Raw genomic sequence first — 20,886 nt, 5'->3', positions numbered from 1 at the left:
ATGATGACGATGTTAATGACAGATATTCTACAAAACTATGCTATGCAGCAACCAAATGGGATTGCAACGGTTTACGATGGGACAAAGCTATCCTATAGTGAATTTTATAAAGGTGCAGAAACATTCGCATCATACTTACAAGAGCAAGGCTTTGAAAAAGATGATGTAATTGCATTATATACGCTCAATTCAGATATATTTTTAATCGCTTATATTGGTGTTCAGTTAGCAGGCTATGTTGTCATGCCTATTAATACAAAACTAGCAGCTCCAGAGGTCGAATTTATTTTTAATCATTCAGAAGCTAAAGGGCTTATTTATGATGAAAGGTTAGAGGATGTACTCGCAACTATTGCCTATCCATTTCAACATACTGTAGGGCTCAAAGAGATGAAAGACGTTATTAAAAACTATCCAGGTCAAAGAAAAGCTGTCAAATTGGAGCCTCATGATACTGGTGTTGTTATGTATACTTCTGGGACGACGGGTAAACCAAAAGGGGTAATGCTAACTCATCAAAATATTGTATCAACTGCGGATATATGGTCGTCCTCAATGGATATGACCAATGAGGATAGAATGTTTATTTGTACGCCTTTATTTCATTGTGCAGGCCTTCATGTATTTGCGATGCCGATGTTTTATAAAGGCGGTACGATGGTTATAGAAGAGGCTTTTTCTGCGACAAACACTTTAGAACAGTTTGTTGCTACAGATTCAACAATTTTCTTTGGTGTTCCGTCAATGTATACAATTATTTTAAATACACCTAACTTTAAGGAACATACATTTAAAAATTTACGTTTATTATGTTACGGAGCGGCACCGATGCCTTATGAGCTTGTTAAGCAAGTGAAGGAGGCTTTCCCTAATGTGAAAGTACAAAACCTGTATGGACAAACTGAAAATTCTCCTGCAACTACTTCTCTTTTAGATGCCGATGCATTGACAAAGATTGGATCAGTAGGAAAACCATTAGCTCAAACGGACGTCCGTGTTGTTGATAGCTTTGGTGAAACGGTGCCAGCGGGTGAGGTAGGAGAAATTTGTGTCAAAGGACCACAAGTCATGAAAGGTTATTTACGTAACCCTGAAGAAACAGCTAGAGCAATTAAAGATGGCTGGCTCTATTCAGGAGATTTAGGGCGTTTTGATGAAGAAGGTTATCTCTATATTGTTGATCGTAAAAAAGATATGATCATTCGAGGTGGCGAAAATATTTATCCTATCGAGATCGAAGAGGTTTTATATCAACTGCCAGAAATTTTAGAGGCTGCCGTTGTAGGTTTACCACATGAGGTATATGGCGAAGTCCCGAAAGCATTTGTCGTATTGAAGGAAGGGAAGTCTTCCGATGAAGAGGCGATAATGGCTTATTGTCGGACTCAGCTTGCAAAGTATAAAGTGCCACATGAAATTGAATTTTTAACTGAATTGCCACGTAATGCTTCTGGTAAAGTTTTAAAGCATGTATTACGACCAAGAGTAAGCACGCATAACGTGTAAAACGGTTTGATGAAACTCGAAAATAGCAAACATAGTAATACCTTATCGGGCGTACACTGAATTTAGAGATGCTATTGTGTAGAGGATTTATATTAGGCCTCTGCGCAATTGCGTTCGAGGCTTTTACTTCTGGATGTTTGGACAACCGCTGAAAGAAGTTAAAATAGGAACGTCTATGAAATTAGCGTATAATAGAGTCTGCGACAAATTGAAATAATATAATAGAATTGAAGTTATTGTCTTCAAACAAGATAGGAGCGGAATTTGTCTTGTGGACGAGGTATAAACGCCTTTTACTAATAGGTATTATGATAATCATGCTACTTTCAAGTTGCAATCCGTTTTCGCAGCATGAAACGCAAAACAAAGGATTAACTGTGTTAACGGTAGAGTTTAATAGTGGTGCACCCATACCTAACCTTTATATAACTGCTACAGATGTAGAGAAAGGAGAGGTAGTGGAGGATGCGGTTGGCTCGGAAGAGGGCGAAGCAACATTTTCGAAGCTTATCGAGGGGCGGAAATATGCTATGGCAGCAACTACGCTTGAAAATAGTACAACAAACGATGGTTATACGACAATCGAAAATTTTACATATGATGCGACAAAGCCGTATTATCGATTGGAAACACATTTTTCGAGGGATGAGCAAGAGCTGGATGTACCAGTTGTTATGCAAAATCCTGAACTACCACATGGCTGTGAAATAACATCATTAACAGCTGTATTAAATTATTATGGGCTAGACGTTACGAAGCTGGAAATGGCTGATAATTATTTACCAAAGCAAACAATAAGTACTGTAGACGGACAACGATTTGGTCCAAATCCAGCACAGGCTTTTGCAGGAAATCCTCGTGATAAAGCACACGGTATGTATGTCTTTGCAGCTCCGATTGTCAAAGCCGCAGAGGCAGTAATAGCAGATAAACAGGCAAACTTACAGGTGACAAATAAGAGTGGTGCCACGCAGGACGAAATTTTACAGCTTGTTCGAGAGGGAGTCCCTGTTGTGACATGGGTTACATTAGATTTATCAGAGCCAAAAAGAGATCTAGATAAGGGCTGGATCTATGAAGGTGAAAAAGTGCCGCATGAAGCGTATATGAACTTACATGCTGTTGTTTTAACCGGGCATTTAGGAGATAAAGTAGTTGTTATGGACCCGTTAAAAGGCTTTGTCACTTATAATGTGGATCAGTTTTTTAAAAGCTATAGAGAGTTAGGTGAACAAGCTGTAGCCGTTCATAAATGATTCGAAAGAAGAGTTATAAGTCGTACAAGGAAAGTATGTTACACTTGTAAAAAAAGGCTTGTCACTGGGGATGACCCCCACGTGATGTGAGAGCCAAATAAAAGCTAAAGTGAGTTGAGTAGAATGGCCATTGAGCACGCTTTTTTACCGGTTTTATTAGGAGATGAAATGAATGCTTACGGCATGGCAAGAGCATTTTACGAGTCCTATGGCGTTAAACCACTTGCATTAAATCATACGAATATGGAGAAAATACAGCAGAGTGATTTATTAATATTTCGTGAAGTTCCAAGACTCCATATTGAAGATCGTTTTGTCGTGGCGTTAAAGGCAATTGCAGAGGAATTTGCAGGAAAAAAATTGCTGTTGTTAGCCTGCGATGAATTTTACGTAAAAAAAATTGTGCAACATAAAGAGGAGCTAGCAGAGTATTTTGTAATTCCTTATGTGGATGCAAACCTTGCTAATGAGCTATTAACGCGTGAGAGCATGTATGAACTTTGTGCGAAGTTCGGCTTTCACTATCCGGCAATGCATGTTTGCACCGTCAATGATTACGAGGAATTTGACATTCCTTTTGAATACCCCGTTGTCATTAAACCTTTGAATATGACAAAGTATGCTACATGTATTTTTCGAGGCAAGAAAAAAGTGTATATTGCAAAAGATAACGACGAAAAGGATGCTATTTTCCACGCCATTTATAAGGAATCGGCATACCGAGATGACTTAATGGTACAGCAATATATTCCTGGCGAAGATGCTCATATGTGTGTCGTAAATGCTTATGTTGGGCAAGATAATAAGGTAAAACTGCTATCTGTAGGTAACCCAATTTTAGAAGAGCATTCTCCAGAGGGGATTGGTCGCTATGTAGCCATCATGACAGCATACGATAAAGACTTAATGGACCGCGTGAAATTGTTTTTAGAAGAAATTCGATTCCAAGGCTTTGCCACGTTTGATATGAAGTATGATGAACGTGACGGTCAATATAAGTTATTAAGTATTGAATTACATAATGAACTTTCAAATTATTATGTGACTGCAAGTGGCTATAATTTAATGCAATATGTTGCAGATGATTTTATCCGAGGAAGCAAGCAACAGCTAACATATGTTCAGAACAAGCATCTTTGGACAATTGTCCCTAATGGTGTCCTTTTTAAATATGTTCAAAATGAACAGCTTGTGATAGAAGCGAAAAGCCTTATTCGCCAAGGAATGGCTACGGATTCCATCTTTAATTATAAAGATATGAATGCGAAGCGTTGGTTGAATATAACGCTTGATAATTTAAACTTTTATCGCCAATATAAGAAATATTTTAACAACAAAGGTCTGTCAAACTAATGAAAAAACAAACTTTAGGTATAATTGGTGGCGTTGGTCCACTTGCAACGATGTTTATCGGTGAAATGATTGTAAGACGTACGAAGGCAGCGAAGGATCAGGAACATTTACATACAATCATTGATAATGATACGAATATCCCTGATCGTACTGCCTTTATTTTAGATAGTACAAAAGAAAACCCTGTACCAGTGATAGTCGCAGATGCAAAAAAGCTTGCTTCTGTTGGGGCAGATGTGATTGCTATTCCATGTAATACGGCACATACCTTTTATGATGAGATTGTTGAAGGTTCTCCGGTTCCGGTATTACATATGATAAGGGAAACGGCAAAGCGCGCCTCTGATTTAGGGGCAGAGCGTGTAGGTATTTTAGCGACAACGGGTACATTAACCTCACGTATGTATCAAGATGCGTTAGAGGAATTTGGTATCATACCAGTAGTTCCAGACGATGTGATGAAAGAAAAAGTCATGTCTATTATTTATGATTATGTAAAGGCTGGAAAAGATGTCTCTCAGGAGGATTGGCAGCCGATAGAAGAAGCAATGCTTGCACTTAATTGTGATCGTATCGTATTAGGATGTACTGAATTATCAATCGTCAATCGAGATTTAAAATTAAGTGACAAATATATCGACTCATTAATCGTGTTAGCAGAACGTGCTATATTAGCATGTGGCTATGAAATTGTAGATTAACAATCGTATGAACCAAATAAAATCTGCACGCTTTTCACAGGTAAGTTGTAAACCTTCAAAGAATCTCAAGTATCTAAAAGGGCTTGAAGGCTGACAAATCCCGTGATGAGTCGTGCAGATTTTTTTATCTGTATACTCAAAATTCATTTGGGGAGATTAAGAAAGCCCCGTTTTTGAAACGATTATACAAAGGTTTACGTACATATGAAGTAGGAAAATGATTAGTGTGTTAAACTAGTGTCAAGTAGATAGAAGGTGGGAAATTACATGTCAGTAATAAATGTATTAAATGAAGATTTACAAGCAAAATGGAAATTTGAAGAGCCGATGAAAATTCAAGAAGAAATGATTCCAGCAATGCTTGAGGGCAAAGATATTGTAGCCGAATCACCGACAGGGTCGGGGAAGACTTTAGCGTATGTACTTCCTTTACTAAATAAAGTAAACGGTTCAAAAAAACAAACACAAGGACTTATTGTAGCCCCGTCACAGGAACTAGCAATGCAAATTGTAGAGGTTATCCGTGAATGGACAGCAGGTTCTGATATTACGGTTCAACAACTAATTGGTGGGGCAAACTCTGCACGTCAAATCGAAAAGTTAAAGAAAAAACCGACAATAGTTGTAGGAACACCTGGCCGATTAAATGAATTAGCACGTGCTGGGAAATTAAAGCTAAAAGAAATTGAAACAGTTATTTTAGATGAGTGCGATCAGTTACTAAGTCGTGAATATCGTGTTGTCGTAAAATCCTTTATCGAAAGTGCAGCATTTGGGCGACAAGTAGTTGTTGTTTCAGCAACAATTACGGAGGAAATTGAATTAGTGGCTAGTCGCATGATGTTCGAGCCGATACGTTTCAAAATTAAACCAGAGGATATGTTAAAGGTTGGTAAAGTTGTACACTCTTTCGTGAAAGTGGAGGAGCGTGATAAAACTGATTTCTTACGCCGACTATCACATATAGAAGGATTACGTGGGTTGGCTTTCGTCAACAATATCGATCAATTGCTAATGAAGGAAACGAAATTACAATATCGTACGGCACCGATTGTGACATTACATTCTGACATGAAGAAGGAAGAACGTAAAAAGGCGTTAGATGCTTTTCGTAAAGGTGATGCGCGTATTTTAATTGCTACAGATATTGCAGCACGTGGTTTAGATATTGAAGGTTTAACACATGTTATTCATGTCGATGTACCAAGAACAATTGAGCAGTATCTGCATCGTTCTGGTCGTACAGGCCGTGCTGGAGCAGATGGTGAAGTATTAACGTTATTATCTTATCGTGATGAAAAAACGTATAAAAAATGGACAAGAGAAATTTCTGCGAAACCTGTACAGAAAGTATGGCATGAAGGCAAGTTAGTGGAGGGTAATTCAAAAACAATTGGACAAAAGCGAGGTAAATAATATGACGTTTGAAGAAAAATTACAAGCATATGCAGAACTTGCGGTAAAAGTCGGTGTTAATATTCAACCTGGGCAATACTTATTAGTTAATACTTCAGTGGAAGCATTAGATTTCGCCCGTTTAGTTGTGAAAGAGGCTTATAAAGCTGGTGCAGGACGTGTTCATGTTAATTTTTCAGATGATGAAATGGATCGTGCTTACTTTGAGCATGCTTCAGATGAAGAATTTAATCGTTTCCCAGAATGGGTAGTTAAAATGCGTGATGAAGTGATCGATCGTAAAGGAGCACTATTATGGATTGATGCTGCAGACCCTGATAAATTAGCAGGTATTTCAGCAGATCGCCTAGCTACTCATCAAAAGGTATCTGGAGCTGCTCTGAAAAACTATCGTAACGCCGTAATGAAGGATTTAATAGCTTGGTCGATCGTTGCTGTCCCTTCTCCAAAGTGGGCATCGAAAGTATTCCCGAACTTAGCGGCTGAGGAACAAGTACCAGCATTGTGGGAAGCTATTTTTAAAACTGTTCGTATCGGTGAAGGCAATGCTGTTGAAAACTGGCGTGAACACGTAGTAAATTTAGAATCTCGTGCGGACCTGCTAAACAATAAAAAATATGCAAAGCTGCACTATACAGCACCAGGTACTGATTTAACAATTGCCTTAGCACCACAGCATAAATGGCTTACTGGAGGTAGTAAAACGCCAGATGATACTATCTTTATTGCTAATATGCCGACTGAAGAAGTTTATACGTTACCGATGAAACAAGGTGTAAATGGCTATGTAAGCAATACAAAACCATTAGTTTATCAAGGAAATATTATCGATGGCTTTAAACTGACATTCGAAGAAGGAAAAATTGTTAAGGCTGAAGCACAAGTAGGCCATGATTTATTACAGGAGCTTATTAATGTAGATGAAGGCTCTTGCTATTTAGGTGAGGTAGCACTTGTACCGCATGAATCACCAATCTCAGCATCGGAGATTTTATATTTTAATACATTGTTTGACGAAAATGCATCGAACCATTTAGCGATTGGAGAAGCTTATCCAACTTGCTTAGAAGGTGGAAGAGATTTAGAAAACGGACAGCTTGAAGCGTTAGGTGCAAATATTTCAGTGACACATGAGGACTTTATGATTGGTAGCGGTGAGATGGACATTGACGGTATTTTACCAGATGGAACGGTAGAGCCAATTTTCCGCAAAGGTAGCTGGGCATTTTAAGCTCTTGATAAAACATCTTTCAGCAAATGTCTTTTGTACCGAAAGCGTAGCGACAGGTACAGGTGTCCAAACACCCGCTGAAAGATGTTAAAGCCTCCGGCAGATGTCACGGAATCGGAAAGGAGTTGGGCAGATGAAACGATTACTAAGCTTAATTGGTACAGCTATATTCATGATGGTATTTTGTGCTTCATCTGCTTTTGCTCATACTGAAAACTACCTATCAATTGGAGATTCCTTGGCGGCTGGTCAAACACCTTATCAACAGATTGATACAGGCTATAGTGATTTAATTGCTATGAGATTAGGAATGACTGGGCAATTAAGTTTCTATACAAAGGAGCTCGCTTTCCCAGGCTATACAACAGCTGATGTCTTGAAACGAGTACAATCAGAGGAAGCGAGTGACTTACTAGCTAATGCAACACTTATTACTATTTCGGCAGGTGCCAACGATTTACTGCGTCTAGTGCAGGTCAATCCAACTGCAGGTACATTAGCCTTTACGCAGCTGCAAACAGATTATGCATTAAACATTGCCAGAAAAAATATGGCGGAGATTTTGGATGAGTTGAAAGTGCGAGCACCTAAAGCTAAGGTCTATGTAATGGGCTATTATTTTGCCTATCCAAATGTTCACTCTACGCAAAAAGAAGGCACAAATGCACAGCTTGTAAAGTTAAATACGATTTTACAGCAACAGGCAGAGCAAGCCGGAGCAATTTATGTAAACGTCTATGATGCTTTTGGGTTAAACGCAACAAACTTTTTACCCAATATTTCTGACGTACATCCAAATTTTGAAGGCTATCGCCAAATGGCAAATGCATTTTTACATAAATATAGTGGAAGTAAAGCTTTAGCCATTTCTTCAAACGAACTGCCAAAGCCTAACCCTATTTCATTTGAGCAGATTTTAGAACAACTAGCGAAGGCAGAGCAGAAACAAGAAGAAAAAGAAACGCCAAGCCCTACTGCGCGTGCCATTCAAGATTTTACAGGATACGTTGCTTTTATGGAGAAGGTAAGAGCAAAACGTTTTAATCATAACTATTTGTAACAGGGCATCGACAAAGATGCTCTTTTTTATGTTGAATATCTATCAAAATATAAGCGACGGATGAAATCAGCGGGTCGAAGGGTAGAATCCTCTGAGCGACGGATGAAATCGGGGCGATGGAAAGAATCGTCAGTGCGACGGATAAAACCGGGGTGACGGAAAGAATCGTCAGAGCGACAGATAAAACCGGGACGACGGAAAGAATCGTCAGAGCGACGGATAAAACCGGGGTGACGGAAGAACCCCTGAAGCGATGGAAAAAATCTTTGAAGCGACGGATAAAACAGTGGAAGCGACGGAAAGAATCGTCAGAGTGACGGATAAAACTGGGGCGACGGAAAGAACCCTCGAAGCGACGGAAAGAATTGCCGAAGCGACGGATAAAACAGTGGAAGCGACGGAAAGAATCGTCAGAGTGACGGATAAAACCGGGGCGACGGAAAGAACCCCTGGAGCGACGGAAAAAATCTGTGAAGCGACGGATAAAACAGTGGAAGCGACGGAAAGAATCGTCAGAGCGACGGATAAAACCAGGGTGACGGAAAGAACCCTCTGAGCGACGGAAAAAATCTTTGAAGCGATGGATAAAACAGTGGAAGCGACGGAAAGAATCGTCAGAGCGACGGATAAAACCGGGGCGACGGAAAGAACCCTCGAAGCGACGGATAGAATTGCCGAAGCGACGGATAAAACAGTGGAAGCGACGGAAAGAATCGTCAGAGTGACGGATAAAACTGGGGCGACGGAAAGAACCCTCGAAGCGACGGAAAGAACCCTCTGAGCGACGGAAAGAACCCTCTGAGCGACGGAAAAAATCTGTGAAGCGACGGATAAAACAGTGGAAGCGACGGAAAGAATCGTCAGAGCGACGGATAAAACCGGGGCGACGGAAAGAACCCCTGGAGCGACGGAAAAAATCTTTGAAGCGACGGATAAAACAGTGGAAGCGACAGAAAGAATCGTCAGAGCGACGGATAAAACCGGGGCGACGGAAAGAACCCTCGGAGCGGCGGAAAAAATCTTTGAAGCGATGGATAAAACAGTGGAAGCGATGGAAAGAATCGTCAGAGCGACGGATAAAACCGGGGCGACGGAAAGAACCCCTGGAGCGACGGAAAAAATCTTTGAAGCGACGGATAGAATTGCCGAAGCGCCGGAAGGAACCCCCGTAGCGATGGAAAGAACCGGAGCGACGGATACCCCAACACCTCAGCTCCCACATTATATGAGGAACCTTTATCAAACTAATAAAAGGAAAAACAATCAATCCATCAGCCGTGATAAAATGAAATAGACAGGAGGCGCAAAGAATGAAAATATTTCATACAGCAGATTGGCATTTAGGAAAGCTTGTACAAGGCGTCTATATGACGGAGGATCAACAATATATTTTACAGCAATTTATGCTAGCCATAGATGAGGAAAAACCGGATGTTATCGTTATAGCAGGTGATTTATATGACCGTTCGATGCCCCCTATTGAGGCAGTGAATTTACTAAATGATATTTTGGCGGAAATTGTGCTTGATAAAAAAATCCCCGTGTTAGCGGTTGCGGGGAACCACGATAGTGCAGGTCGCTTGAACTTTGGCAGTAGTTTAATGAGTGATAGTGGCTTACATATTAAAGGCCAATTTACGAAAGATCATGCACCGGTAGTTTTAAATGATGAGTATGGTGAAGTACATTTTCATCTCGTACCATATGCAGAGCCGGCTTCAGTACGGACTATTTTAGAGGATGATTCCATTCGATCTCATCAAGAGGCGATGGAAAAAATTGTCGACCATATTGGACATAGTTTAGATTCAACAAAACGTAATGTTTTTGTAGGACATGCCTTTGTGACGAAGTATGGAGAAGAGGAAGCGAATACGAGTGATTCTGAGCGACCTTTATCAATAGGAGGCTCGGATTGCATAAATGCAGCATTGTTTAAGCCTTTTCATTACACAGCACTTGGACATTTGCATAAAGCACATTTTGTGTTGAATGAAACGATTCGATATGCCGGTTCTCCATTGAAGTATTCATTATCTGAGCACTTACATGAGAAGGGCTTTTTAATAGTGGAGCTAGATGCAAAAGGAGAAATCACTGTCACAAAACGTAAGCTTATAGCGAGACGGGATTTACGTGTGGTAGAGAGCTTAATGGATGATTTATTGCAATTACCACCTAGTGATGATTATGTATTTGTACGACTAACAGATGCTACGTCAGTAACTTCGCCGATGGAACGTATTCGTACGGTGTTTCCTAATGCGATGCATGTTGAGCGAAAAGTAGCACGCCAAGAGGTATCACATGAAATTCAGACGATTGAGACAGAGAAAATAGAAGACATCGATTTATTCCGATCATTTTTTACAGATATAATTGGCGTACAGCCAGATCAAGATACAGAGCGTCTATTTACAGAAATGCTACAAGAATTATTAGATGAGGAGCGGGAGACAGTAAAATGAAGCCTTTAAAGTTAACGATTACTGCATTCGGTCCATATAAAAATACAGAGGTTATTGATTTTCAACAGCTTGGTGAACAACGTCTATTTGCGATTTCTGGAAAAACAGGTGCTGGGAAAACGACGATTTTTGATGCTATATGCTATGCACTTTACGGATCGGGTAGCGGTGAAGATCGTCAGGATACTGCTATGCTACGAAGTGGGTTTGCAGATGATGATATGTATACTGCAGTGGAGCTCGTTTTTGAAATGCATGATAGAGTCTATCAAATTTTACGTCAGCCAGGTCATATTAAAGCAACAAACAAAAGTGTTACTGGTAAGAAAATTGAACTGGCTGAAATCAAAGGAGACACGCTTGATTATAGTATTGTAGAAAAGCAGCAAACGCTTGAGGTAGATAAAAAGCTACAGGATATTATCGGCCTCACAAAGGATCAGTTTAGTCAAATTGTTATGCTGCCACAAGGTGAATTTCGCAAGCTGTTAACCTCAGATTCTACGAATAAAGAAGTTATTTTGCGTAAAATTTTTAAAACAGATCGCTTTGGTGCGATAACAAAAAGACTTGATGCGAAACGAAAAGAAGCGGAAAGTGATTTACTGCGTGCTCAACAATTAAAGGAACATCTTCTTGGCCAAATTGCAGGCGCTTTACCACAGCGTTCGTCATCTTTATTTACTTGCATTACTAATAATACTGAAAATATGCATCAGCTGAAGAAGGCTCTGGAAGAGGAGCAGACCTATTATACGGAATGTATACAATTGGAACAGCAACGCTATAAAGAGGCTTATGCACATCATCAAAAAGAGCAAGAATTTTATAGTAGAGCGAAAACACTGAATGAGCAATTTGATGAGCAAACTAATCGTCAGAATCGCCTACAAGCATTGCTAAAAGACCAAGATATATATAGCGCAAAAGAACGCGAAATTGCATTAGCAGAGAAAGCCGAGCGTCTTGTCATACTTGAACAACAATGTATCGATTTACGTGCTGAGCAAAATCGTAAAGAACAATCCTATCAGCAAGTGATGACAGAGCAGAAAAACACAGAAGCTCAGTTAAAAATAGCACAGGAAAAGTTTCACGTTGAAGAGGCGAAAGAACCTGAGCGTCAACACGTTCTACAACAGGAATTACAGCTACAAGCATTATTGCCGACATTCGAGGCGTATGAGAATAATCTGCAGCAAATGCAAATAACTGAACAATATGTTGCAACAGCAAAGCTAGCAGTAGTCGATAATAGTAAAATCGTAGAAACAGGACAAATGCAAGTTCAGCAATTAGCAAAAACAATTGAACAATATGAAAATCAACTTCAGCCATATGAAAGTTATTTAGAACAGCTACCGAAGCTAAAAGAGCAAGTATCGTTACTAGCGCAAGTTGAAAAATATACGAGAGCGGTTGCAACTGCAGAGCAGGATGTAGCCACTACTAATGTCCATTATCAAGAAAGTAAGCAGGCTCTTCAAAAGCTGGAGCAACAATGGATTGCGAGTCAGGCAAGTATTTTAGCACAGCAACTTAAGGACGGAGAGCCTTGTCCAGTGTGCGGTAGTACAACACATCTCGAAACACATCGTGAGCAATTAGAGATGATCGAATTAGCAGAGGTGGAGGCTTTACGAGGAAAGGCTAGTACTGATGAGCGCAAGTTTTTAGAAAAAGAAGCTTTATTGAACTCTACAAAGCATCTTCTACAAGAGGCGCTAGAACAGATAGAGACGAATGAGATTGATCAATCGAATCAAGCACAAATTGTAGCCTCCTTGCAAAACGTAGAGCAACAAATAACAATCTTAAAAGTAGTGAGCAATCAATTGTCTGATGTACGTATGCAACAAAAAGATCATCGTACACGAATGGAGCAGCTACAAGAAAAGCAATTAAAACTAGAGCAATATTTAGCTGAGAAGACAAAGGAATTGACTAAGGAACAAGCAATTGTGGAAGAGCAGCAAAAGCATATTCCAGAAAATCTTACGACGCTGCAAGCATTGAAACAGGCAATCGCTGATATAGGGTCACAAAAGGTTGCATTACAAACCGCGTGGAATATTAGCCAACAAAGTCTGCAATCTGCCAAGGAAGCAGCAAATAATGCTAGAATGACCGTAGAAATAGCGAAACAGGCATTTGAGGAATTAAAGCTGAAAATGGATGAAAAGCGCGAGCAATTTTCAGTAAGTATGACGGAAGCGGGCTTTGAAAACTATGAAGAATTTGCTACTGGGAAGCGAAGCATGCTGCAAATAGAAGCTTTACGGAAGGCTTGCAATGATTATGCACTACAAATCCACACATTACAGGTACAAATTACTGAGGGCGAGAAGCACCTTAAAGGGCAAGAGAAACAAGATTTAACGGTAATGGAAGAAAAGCTAGGGATGCTGCGTGTCACATATGAGGAAGCCTTCAAAGTATTGCAGCAAATGGAAGGATTTGCGAAGGCTTGTGTAGACTTTATCGAAAAAGTTGAGGAGACCGAACGGGAGATTCATTTACTTGAAAAAGAGGCAGGACGAGTGAAGGAGCTCTATGCAATGTTAAATGGACAGAATGCGAAAAAGCTGTCTTTTGAGCGTTATATTCAAATCAATTATTTAGATAAAATTACAGAGGCAGCAAATGTCCGGCTTTATCATTTATCCAACGGTCAATTTGAGCTACGACGTTCTGATCGCTTAGAAAAGCATGCTAAGCAAAGTGGGCTTGGACTAGATGTGTATGATGCTTATACAGATCAATTACGAGATGTGAAAACACTATCAGGGGGAGAAAAGTTTAATGCTTCTTTAAGTCTTGCCCTTGGGATGGCAGATGTCATTCAAAGCTTTCAAGGTAATATCCGCATTGAAACGATGTTTATTGATGAGGGCTTCGGTTCTCTCGATGAAGAAGCATTAAATAAGGCGATTGATACGCTTATTGATTTACAAGATTCCGGACGCATGATTGGAGTCATTTCACACGTTGCAGAGTTAAAAGCTACAATGCCTGCTGTGTTGCATGTTGAAAAAGCAATGAACGGTCACAGTCAAACATATTTTGAAGTGAAATAACAAAGAGGCGTATTTCTGTTTATATGGAAATACGCCTTTTTTGTTATTTTTTTGTTACGTTAGGATTTGTTCCTTTTTTTGCAGCGATTACTTTTTTGACAATCGGGATAACGATAGGTGCTAATTTTACAGCGGTTTTAACAACTTTAGATACTTTCACAAAATAACAGCTCCTTAAGTACTATCTGTTTAAGGAGAGGTTGAGATGAAACTTATCGGATCACGCGAACAGCCTGAACAATATTCCAAATAACGACTCCTAATGAAACGAGAATGTAAATTGCGAATGAAGCAAACCAAATGATAAGAAAATTATTACTACCGTCAAAATTGGTGTTGAATGATAAAGTTGAGAAGACAAAGACTGCAAAGAATATGATTCCGAATGCGACTGGAATTATATGCGAAATCAGTGCTCGAATAGAGTGCCTCTTTACGTCGCTATCTTTTGTAACAAAGTAAACGACTAATGGCACAATAAAGGGTGCGAATAAAATACTGAGATAACTAAAGGCAGATAAAATTTTTTGGTTCTCCATAGTAGTACCTCCTTTTTTAATATTTACGCATGAAAAACGATAAAGTTTCAAAAAAAAATGTGGAAGAGGTTGTAATCGTAACAGTGTTTGCGTACAATGAGGTTGTTCAATTAAATTAAGATGTAACGACCACAAGGGGAGCTGATGATGTCAGCTGAGACTGGGCACGTAATGCCTTGACTCTTCGAACCTGTAAGTTAACACTTGCGTAGGGATTGTGGATAGAAACCGACACTTTTACGATGTGAGGCTCTGTCCTGGCATCGTTTTTTTATCTTTATTGATGCCAGATAGGGACATATTTGCCAACTGATTTCTATTCCTGCTCTTGTATCCTACATCGGAACAAAGGAGAGAATATTTATGGACAATAAAAAACTTTTAATGCTTGTGGAGATTGCGATATTCGCAGCGATTGGCCTTGTACTAGATCAGGTTTCCTTTAAAGTATGGGCACAAGGCGGCTCTGTTAGTCTAGTGATGGTACCAATAATTTTAATAGCATTCCGCTGGGGCCTTATTCCTGGCCTGACAACGGGATTACTTATTGGTGTGATGCAAACAATGTTTGGCGCCTATATTATACATTGGCTACAAGGATTACTTGATTATGGTGTTGCCTTTACAGTAGTAGGCTTGGCGGCCGTTGTTCGCCGACCAGTGCTCGATGCTGCCAAAGATTTAAACAAAAAGAAAATGGCACTTTATATTATTGTAGGAACTGTATTAGCGGGCTTTTTACGTTATGCAGCACATACCATTGCGGGCGCTGTATTTTTCTCAGAGTATGCTGGCGATCAAAATGCGTGGATTTATTCAATCATCTACAATGGAACATATATGCTACCAGCAACGATTTTAACAGCGATTGTCGGTGTTCTACTATTTACAGCAGCACCTCAATTAATGCAACGAAAATCATAATTAGTATGCCCTTCACATAAGTGGAGGGTTTTATTATTATTGAAACTAGAACACCCACCTTTTATACCCTAAAAAGAATCCAAAAGGCGGAGGATTTTTAGAGCTAGATAGGGATGGCATTTGTTAAAACGTATCCATGGATATAGTTGATTGGAGTGGAGACTGGGCGACTCTTTGGGGATTAGCAATAGAGGAACGGAGGCTAAAACCATCACGTCCTGTGATAACGCCTTCGTGACCAACATCCTGTTGGCCTAAGCGGCTCATCGGACGCCCCCAGGAAGCTTTGCTCTGTGCGAAAGCGAAGCGACAGCAACAAATGTGTTTCTGTAGCGAAAGCAAAGCGTCAGCTACAAAGCGCCCAGTCGGAACGGAAATCAACCCCACGCTATAGTGAAGAGCCTGTTTTTCAGCACTTTACAATTCATGATGGCATATAATATTTAAAGCGTTTAGCGTTTTTTGTATAAAAAGTTATGTTATATTAATGAATAGACATTAGATGAAAGGGACGTTAAAAATGATTGTAAAAACGCAAGAAGAGATTGAAGCATTTAAAAAAATCGGCCGTATTTGTGCTGAAATTCGTGAGGCAATGAAGGCTGCTACAAAACCAGGTGTAACAACACTTGAATTAGATGAAATTGCAGGTCGTATGTTTGCAGAAGCAGGAGCAATTTCTGGACCTAAAGGGGAGTATGATTTCCCAGGATACACATGTATTAGTGTGAATGAGGAAGTCGCACATGGTATTCCAGGTAAACGTGTGATTAACGAGGGAGATATCGTAAATATTGATGTATCTGGTTCATTAAATGGCTATTTTGCTGATACGGGCATTTCATTTGTAGTTGGTGATGGCTATGAGGATAAAGAAAAGTTATGTCGCGTAGCTAAAAGTGCTTTCGACCGTGCGATGACAAAAGTAAAAGCTGGATCAAAATTAAACCAAATCGGTAAAGCTGTTGAGCGTGAAGCATATGCCAATGATTTAACAGTGATTATGAACCTAACAGGTCATGGTTTAGGTCGTTCTTTACACGATGAGCCAAATCATATTTTAAACTACTACGATGCTTGGGATTCAACAATTATGAAAGAAGGCATGGTGCTTGCAGTCGAGCCATTTATCTCAGCGAAAGCGGAGCATATTGTAGAGTCAGGTGATGGCTGGACATTCGTTACGCCAGACAAATCATTAGTTGCTCAAATCGAGCATTCAATTATCGTTACTAAAGACAAACCAATTATTTTAACTTCTCTAGATGAACAATAAAAAAGCTAAAAATCCTGCTAACCAATTTATTTTTGGTAGGCAGGATTTTTTTTAATAAATAATATACCGACAAGTAGCACTCCGCATAAAAACAAGGCTGCAGTTGTCACAAGTAGCTCATCAAAACCATTATGTAATGCGACCCCGATATAGGACCAGATAAATACACTTGGGTAGATAATATCAAAATAATGGAATCCAATATGTAGCGCTATTGCTGCTCCAACTGTTAGTAAAATAACTGCCCAAAGTGGATCACTAAGGCCAAGACCATTCCATTGATAAGATGTTAGCGTAAAGCTTACATTTGTCATTAGGCTAAATGTAACCCAGGCTAAATAAATCGAGAAGGGTATACGACCTGTGAGTGAATTATTGCTGAGAGGGTACGTTTTGTACAACTTAAATAAATACAGTACTAAAGCAAACGTACTGATAATTGACATGATAAATAGTTCGTGATGCCAAACAACAATTGCTAACGCCTGCATAATACATATGCTACTATAGAGAACAGTCTGTTGAATAGATGTCTTTTTTAGGTTCATGACTAACCAATAACCAAGTAACATGTAAACCACAATCCAAATCATATAACTAACATTAAACGGTGCAAATATTACTGGAAAACGATTTAAGATCTCTAAAAAAGAATGATCGTTTATTTTCATGAAATAGGATGAAAAGGTTAGGATGAGTGAGACAATAAAAGTTATTGTCATCAAAAAAAATCGAGGCATGTTTTCTCTCCCTTCGTGTTAAATTGTATAGGGAAAAGACAAATAAGTATAGGACTGTAACATTATATTTTCATTATAACGGAAATTTCCAACAATGTATCGTGTTGTTTCGTTAAAAATATCTACAATTTACCATTTGAATAGTTATTCATATATTTCTTTAGTACAATGAGAATATTCAAATGTAAGGAGTGAAGTTTTAATGACTCAAAATTTAAATGATCTAGATTTATCAGTTAAACTGGATAAGAAAATGTATAAAAAGAAATTAAAAGTACTCCAATATGAAATGTTAAATGCTCAACAGTTTTTATTAAAAAATAAAATTGGGTTAATTTTAGTTTTTGAAGGTATGGATGCTGCTGGCAAGGGAGGCGCTATTAAGCGTCTAATTGAACGTGCCGATCCACGTGGCTATGTCGTGCATCCAATTGCAGCACCTCAGCCTCATGAACTACGCTATAATTATTTACAACGTTTTTGGCGAAAGCTGCCACAGCATGGACAAATCGCTATTTTTGATCGCTCATGGTATGGTCGTGTATTAGTTGAGCGTATTGAAGGATTTGCAACAACAGAAGAGTGGTCTCGTGCATACGAAGAAATTAATAATTTTGAAAAGATTTTAACATCAGGAGATTATATTGTTATTAAGTTTTGGCTTCAAGTATCTGATGAGGAGCAGCTTAATCGTTTTAAAGAACGTGAAGAGGATCCGTATAAGTCTTGGAAGCTAACAGATGAAGATTGGCGAAATCGTGAAAAAACACCTCAGTATATAGAAGCTGCGAATGAAATGTTTGAGAAGACCGATAAGAAAAGTGCGCCATGGGTTCTAGTACCAGGTGACGATAAACAATATGCTCGTGTACAGGTGTTGCAAGAAACATTAGCACATATTGAACGTGAGGCAAAAAAACGTGGCCTTCATTTAACGAATGTATTAGGCAAAGCACATTTAGAAGATGCTGAATCATCTAGCCTTGAATTGCTAGAGGAGAAGCCTAAAAAACAAAAACAAAAAGTGAAATAATATTATGGATGCTGTAACAACAAGACGAGATGTTTTAGTTGTAGCAGCATCTTTTTTTACATACAATAAAGTAAAACTGCAATTAGTGGGTGTTTCTTCCATTGGTAAATGAGCTCAGGCATTAAAACGTATTGATAATTATCGGAAGGTTAGTGTGGAAAAATGGTGCTTAAAATTTGGAGATTATTAAGGAAAAAGGGTGAAAATGTGGTATCAATTCAAGGAGGGAAATGCTACATTCGCACATTTTATGAAAAAGATGCACAAAGTTTAACCGATCTCGTAAGTCGCAATAAATACTTTTGGTCTACACATGAACCGTTACAACGACCTGAATACTATACAATTAATGCTCAATATAAAAAAATTCAAGAATGCTTATACTTAATGGACTCAAAGAGGGAATTTACTTTTGGTATTTTTGAGCCGGGTACAAATAATCTAATAGGACATATCGCTCTTTATGCAGTAAAACGTTTACCGTATTCTAGTGCGTTTGTTGGTTATGCGATGGATGAAATTTATATTGGAAAAGGGATCGTCACAGAAGCAGTTAATATGGTCGTGCAATTTGCGTTCGAGCAAGTAGGCTTACATCGAGTAGAGGCTTATGTTTCAACACAAAATAATCCTTCTATCCGAGTCTTAGAAAAGGCTGGATTCCAGCGTGAGGGTCTTTTGAGAAAGCTGCTGTACATTAATGGTAAATGGGTGGATCATTATATGTATGCACGTTTAGAGGGTCAATAAAAAGAAGCGTCTATCTTTCAGAGTTTGAAGGATAGCTGCTTCTTTTTTTATTATTGTTTACTACCGTTTATGATTAAATCAAGGCGACCTGTATTTGGATCAATTACTAATCCATGAACAGGCACGTCTGTAACCATTAACGGGTGATTGCGAATTGTATCGACGCTTTTCTTTACACTTGTTGCTACGTCACCAAAGCCACGTAAAAACTCTTTTAAATCAAAACCTGAATATTCTATCGTGTCGATAGTCTCAGGGGTAATCCCTCTAGCAACCATTTTATTTAGCATTGCTTCTGGGTCAATTGCACTCATACCGCAGTCGTAATGTCCAACAACATACACCTCATCTGCTTGTAGTTCATAAACAGCTACAAGTAAACTACGCATAATTGCACCAAAAGGGTGACTAACTAATGCCCCAGCACTTTTAACGATCTTTACGTCGCCATTACGCAAATTCATAGCTTTGGGTAACAGTTCTACAAGTCGAGTATCCATACAAGATAACACAACGATGCGCTTATCAGGATACTTTGTTGTAATAAAAGGCTCATATTTTTTTTCTTGAACGAAATCTTCATTAAACTTAAGAATATCTTGTAACATTGTCATGAAAGATTGCTCCCTTCCTTACAGGAATTATTTTAGAGCAAAACTATAAATATGCAAACAATAATGACAATATTCACGCAATTTTTTGCGAAAAAAAAGAAGTTTAGTAATTTATTTAGCAAATCGAAATAATTAAGTATCCGTAAAATCCGCCGGAAGATAAATAAAAAACAGCTACAATAATGTAGCTGTTTTCAACAAAATTAAAATTTTTCGTTTGGTTTTGGATCTACAGTTACTGAAGACTTAGAATCCAAACCAACTTGTAGGTAGTGGATGAAGAATGCCAAAGAGATTAATAAAACGGCACTAAAGCCTAATACAGTCGTAATGAACATAATAAAAGCCCCTCTCTACTAAAATAATCTACAATATTATCTAAAGTAATTATACAATAGGTTACTATGAAAATCTAAGGAGAATTTATGACATCCACAACATACCTAGTCCAGACTAATATTAGTAGGGATAAATTACTTAAATTGTCCAGTTAACAACACGGAAAATTAATTATTTTTACCTAATCGTGGTAGTGTTTTCTATATTCAATTGCCCAAAATAATCATAAAGTAATGTACTGAGCTTTGAATTAGTCCAAAGCTCTCCAATGAACAACACCTTCCCACTCTCAAAACAAAAAGTTATAGGCAATCCCTTGCAAAAAAATAGAGACATCTAATCAGATTGTCAATAGGTGATGTGTGTTACTAACGCTATTTAATAATGTGCATTTCGTCTGTTGAAATAATTGATTTTAAATTTTCTTGTCCTTGCTTAGCCGTGACGTTTTTTGTAACGAAAGCGTAGCGGCAGGTACAGAAGTCTCAGTCTTTAGTTGGTGAAAGAAGTTCTTTGTGCCAGCACAAAGCCGAATCTAGATGTAATTATGCCGAGGCATAATTGATTAAATATGGGAAGAAATAAAATGAGTCTTTCGGAGCG

22 protein-coding genes and 1 riboswitch are annotated in these 20,886 nt (G+C 38.7%); of the genes, 17 read left to right on the top strand and 5 right to left on the bottom strand.

Going from position 1 to position 20,886, the window contains the following annotated elements:
• Positions 1-3 precede the first annotated feature (3 nt).
• The 12 genes from ACQKOG_RS15200 (at position 4) to ACQKOG_RS15145 (ending at position 14,068) form a co-directional block, all read left to right on the top strand.
• Positions 4-1,506 (top strand): class I adenylate-forming enzyme family protein, encoded by a 1,503-nt coding sequence (locus ACQKOG_RS15200; RefSeq protein WP_370079270.1) that lies wholly within the window; start codon positions 4-6, stop codon positions 1,504-1,506.
• A gap of 269 nt (positions 1,507-1,775) precedes the next feature.
• Positions 1,776-2,762 carry a C39 family peptidase gene (locus tag ACQKOG_RS15195; protein ID WP_370079272.1) on the top strand — a complete coding sequence of 329 codons (987 nt, stop codon included), beginning with the start codon at positions 1,776-1,778 and terminating at the stop codon, positions 2,760-2,762.
• A 123-nt stretch (positions 2,763-2,885) separates the two neighbouring features.
• Positions 2,886-4,115 (top strand): ATP-grasp domain-containing protein, encoded by a 1,230-nt coding sequence (locus ACQKOG_RS15190; RefSeq protein ID WP_370079274.1) that lies wholly within the window; start codon positions 2,886-2,888, stop codon positions 4,113-4,115.
• Complete coding sequence (locus ACQKOG_RS15185; RefSeq protein ID WP_370079276.1) at positions 4,115-4,816, top strand: aspartate/glutamate racemase family protein; 702 nt, start codon at positions 4,115-4,117, stop codon at positions 4,814-4,816. Before ACQKOG_RS15190 ends, ACQKOG_RS15185 begins: the two co-directional genes overlap by 1 nt.
• 267 nt (positions 4,817-5,083) lie before the next feature.
• The gene (locus ACQKOG_RS15180; protein ID WP_370079278.1) at positions 5,084-6,232 is read left to right on the top strand and encodes a DEAD/DEAH box helicase; all 1,149 of its coding nucleotides are present in this window, start codon (positions 5,084-5,086) and stop codon (positions 6,230-6,232) included.
• A gap of 1 nt (position 6,233) precedes the next feature.
• Positions 6,234-7,463, top strand: a complete 1,230-nt coding sequence (locus ACQKOG_RS15175; RefSeq protein WP_370079280.1) for an aminopeptidase — start codon at positions 6,234-6,236, stop codon at positions 7,461-7,463.
• Between the two features lie 133 nt (positions 7,464-7,596).
• Complete coding sequence (locus ACQKOG_RS15170) at positions 7,597-8,523, top strand: SGNH/GDSL hydrolase family protein (protein ID WP_427447227.1); 927 nt, start codon at positions 7,597-7,599, stop codon at positions 8,521-8,523.
• A gap of 253 nt (positions 8,524-8,776) precedes the next feature.
• The gene (locus ACQKOG_RS15165; protein WP_427447225.1) at positions 8,777-9,079 is read left to right on the top strand and encodes a hypothetical protein; all 303 of its coding nucleotides are present in this window, start codon (positions 8,777-8,779) and stop codon (positions 9,077-9,079) included.
• Positions 9,080-9,103: 24 nt separating this feature from the next.
• Positions 9,104-9,304 carry a hypothetical protein gene (locus ACQKOG_RS15160; RefSeq protein ID WP_427447222.1) on the top strand — a complete coding sequence of 67 codons (201 nt, stop codon included), beginning with the start codon at positions 9,104-9,106 and terminating at the stop codon, positions 9,302-9,304.
• Positions 9,305-9,361: 57 nt separating this feature from the next.
• The gene (locus ACQKOG_RS15155; RefSeq protein WP_427447219.1) at positions 9,362-9,817 is read left to right on the top strand and encodes a hypothetical protein; all 456 of its coding nucleotides are present in this window, start codon (positions 9,362-9,364) and stop codon (positions 9,815-9,817) included.
• Positions 9,818-9,833: 16 nt separating this feature from the next.
• Positions 9,834-10,991 carry an exonuclease SbcCD subunit D gene (locus tag ACQKOG_RS15150; protein ID WP_402871403.1) on the top strand — a complete coding sequence of 386 codons (1,158 nt, stop codon included), beginning with the start codon at positions 9,834-9,836 and terminating at the stop codon, positions 10,989-10,991.
• Complete coding sequence (locus ACQKOG_RS15145) at positions 10,988-14,068, top strand: AAA family ATPase (protein ID WP_402871406.1); 3,081 nt, start codon at positions 10,988-10,990, stop codon at positions 14,066-14,068. The genes ACQKOG_RS15150 and ACQKOG_RS15145 overlap by 4 nt, the downstream gene beginning before the upstream one ends.
• 212 nt (positions 14,069-14,280) lie before the next feature.
• Here ACQKOG_RS15145 and ACQKOG_RS15140 read toward each other — a convergent pair whose 3' ends face one another.
• Positions 14,281-14,607 carry a DUF4870 domain-containing protein gene (locus tag ACQKOG_RS15140; protein WP_370079290.1) on the bottom strand — a complete coding sequence of 109 codons (327 nt, stop codon included), beginning with the start codon at positions 14,605-14,607 and terminating at the stop codon, positions 14,281-14,283.
• A 124-nt stretch (positions 14,608-14,731) separates the two neighbouring features.
• Positions 14,732-14,840: riboswitch (TPP riboswitch) on the top strand.
• Between the two features lie 130 nt (positions 14,841-14,970).
• On the opposite strand from ACQKOG_RS15140, the gene thiT reads away from it, so the two are divergent.
• Positions 14,971-15,531, top strand: a complete 561-nt coding sequence (gene thiT / locus ACQKOG_RS15135; RefSeq protein WP_370079292.1) for an energy-coupled thiamine transporter ThiT — start codon at positions 14,971-14,973, stop codon at positions 15,529-15,531.
• A gap of 123 nt (positions 15,532-15,654) precedes the next feature.
• Here the strand turns inward: thiT and ACQKOG_RS15130 are convergent, their stop codons facing one another.
• Positions 15,655-15,798 carry a hypothetical protein gene (locus ACQKOG_RS15130; protein ID WP_402871410.1) on the bottom strand — a complete coding sequence of 48 codons (144 nt, stop codon included), beginning with the start codon at positions 15,796-15,798 and terminating at the stop codon, positions 15,655-15,657.
• 26 nt (positions 15,799-15,824) lie between these two features.
• Here ACQKOG_RS15130 and ACQKOG_RS15125 point away from each other — a divergent pair, with 26 nt between their 5' ends.
• Together ACQKOG_RS15125 and map are read left to right on the top strand one after the other, a co-directional pair.
• Entirely contained in the window at positions 15,825-15,971 is a 147-nt protein-coding gene (locus ACQKOG_RS15125) for a hypothetical protein (RefSeq protein WP_427447214.1), read from the top strand.
• Between the two features lie 80 nt (positions 15,972-16,051).
• On the top strand, positions 16,052-16,807 hold the full coding sequence (gene map, locus ACQKOG_RS15120; protein WP_370049202.1) for a type I methionyl aminopeptidase: 756 nt from the start codon (positions 16,052-16,054) through the stop codon (positions 16,805-16,807).
• Positions 16,808-16,833: 26 nt separating this feature from the next.
• On the opposite strand, the gene ACQKOG_RS15115 is transcribed toward map, so the two are convergent.
• On the bottom strand, positions 16,834-17,547 hold the full coding sequence (locus ACQKOG_RS15115; RefSeq protein ID WP_402871414.1) for a hypothetical protein: 714 nt from the start codon (positions 17,545-17,547) through the stop codon (positions 16,834-16,836).
• Positions 17,548-17,749: 202 nt separating this feature from the next.
• Here ACQKOG_RS15115 and ACQKOG_RS15110 point away from each other — a divergent pair, with 202 nt between their 5' ends.
• Entirely contained in the window at positions 17,750-18,580 is an 831-nt protein-coding gene (locus ACQKOG_RS15110) for a polyphosphate kinase 2 family protein (protein ID WP_402871416.1), read from the top strand.
• Positions 18,581-18,742: 162 nt separating this feature from the next.
• A complete protein-coding gene (locus ACQKOG_RS15105) occupies positions 18,743-19,330 on the top strand; it encodes a GNAT family N-acetyltransferase (protein WP_402933024.1) in 588 nt (195 codons plus the stop codon).
• Positions 19,331-19,380: 50 nt separating this feature from the next.
• On the opposite strand, the gene ACQKOG_RS15100 is transcribed toward ACQKOG_RS15105, so the two are convergent.
• Together ACQKOG_RS15100 and ACQKOG_RS15095 are read right to left on the bottom strand one after the other, a co-directional pair.
• Positions 19,381-19,944 carry a beta-class carbonic anhydrase gene (locus ACQKOG_RS15100; RefSeq protein WP_427447209.1) on the bottom strand — a complete coding sequence of 188 codons (564 nt, stop codon included), beginning with the start codon at positions 19,942-19,944 and terminating at the stop codon, positions 19,381-19,383.
• Between the two features lie 203 nt (positions 19,945-20,147).
• Entirely contained in the window at positions 20,148-20,282 is a 135-nt protein-coding gene (locus tag ACQKOG_RS15095) for a hypothetical protein (protein ID WP_370079304.1), read from the bottom strand.
• Between the last annotated feature and the right edge of the window lie 604 nt (positions 20,283-20,886).

The organism is Lysinibacillus sp. NPDC093216 (assembly GCF_050280325.1).
Taxonomy (GTDB): domain Bacteria; phylum Bacillota; class Bacilli; order Bacillales_A; family Planococcaceae; genus Lysinibacillus.
This window is presented reverse-complemented; position numbering and strand designations above follow the sequence as displayed.

Bases quoted from the DNA above. Each gene is read 5' to 3' on its own strand.
- ACQKOG_RS15200 (WP_370079270.1), top strand. From the start codon at position 4: ATGACGATGTTAATGACAGATATTCTACAAAACTATGCTATGCAGCAA.
- ACQKOG_RS15160 (WP_427447222.1), top strand. From the start codon at position 9,104: ATGGATAAAACAGTGGAAGCGACGGAAAGAATCGTCAGAGCGACGGAT.
- ACQKOG_RS15130 (WP_402871410.1), bottom strand. From the start codon at position 15,798: ATGAGCCGCTTAGGCCAACAGGATGTTGGTCACGAAGGCGTTATCACA.
- thiT (WP_370079292.1), top strand. From the start codon at position 14,971: ATGGACAATAAAAAACTTTTAATGCTTGTGGAGATTGCGATATTCGCA.
- ACQKOG_RS15100 (WP_427447209.1), bottom strand. From the start codon at position 19,944: ATGACAATGTTACAAGATATTCTTAAGTTTAATGAAGATTTCGTTCAA.
- ACQKOG_RS15150 (WP_402871403.1), top strand. From the start codon at position 9,834: ATGAAAATATTTCATACAGCAGATTGGCATTTAGGAAAGCTTGTACAA.
- ACQKOG_RS15110 (WP_402871416.1), top strand. From the start codon at position 17,750: ATGACTCAAAATTTAAATGATCTAGATTTATCAGTTAAACTGGATAAG.
- ACQKOG_RS15140 (WP_370079290.1), bottom strand. From the start codon at position 14,607: ATGGAGAACCAAAAAATTTTATCTGCCTTTAGTTATCTCAGTATTTTA.
- ACQKOG_RS15180 (WP_370079278.1), top strand. From the start codon at position 5,084: ATGTCAGTAATAAATGTATTAAATGAAGATTTACAAGCAAAATGGAAA.
- ACQKOG_RS15105 (WP_402933024.1), top strand. From the start codon at position 18,743: ATGGTGCTTAAAATTTGGAGATTATTAAGGAAAAAGGGTGAAAATGTG.
- ACQKOG_RS15095 (WP_370079304.1), bottom strand. From the start codon at position 20,282: ATGTTCATTACGACTGTATTAGGCTTTAGTGCCGTTTTATTAATCTCT.
- ACQKOG_RS15165 (WP_427447225.1), top strand. From the start codon at position 8,777: ATGGAAAAAATCTTTGAAGCGACGGATAAAACAGTGGAAGCGACGGAA.
- ACQKOG_RS15170 (WP_427447227.1), top strand. From the start codon at position 7,597: ATGAAACGATTACTAAGCTTAATTGGTACAGCTATATTCATGATGGTA.
- ACQKOG_RS15115 (WP_402871414.1), bottom strand. From the start codon at position 17,547: ATGCCTCGATTTTTTTTGATGACAATAACTTTTATTGTCTCACTCATC.
- ACQKOG_RS15175 (WP_370079280.1), top strand. From the start codon at position 6,234: ATGACGTTTGAAGAAAAATTACAAGCATATGCAGAACTTGCGGTAAAA.
- ACQKOG_RS15145 (WP_402871406.1), top strand. From the start codon at position 10,988: ATGAAGCCTTTAAAGTTAACGATTACTGCATTCGGTCCATATAAAAAT.
- map (WP_370049202.1), top strand. From the start codon at position 16,052: ATGATTGTAAAAACGCAAGAAGAGATTGAAGCATTTAAAAAAATCGGC.
- ACQKOG_RS15190 (WP_370079274.1), top strand. From the start codon at position 2,886: ATGGCCATTGAGCACGCTTTTTTACCGGTTTTATTAGGAGATGAAATG.
- ACQKOG_RS15185 (WP_370079276.1), top strand. From the start codon at position 4,115: ATGAAAAAACAAACTTTAGGTATAATTGGTGGCGTTGGTCCACTTGCA.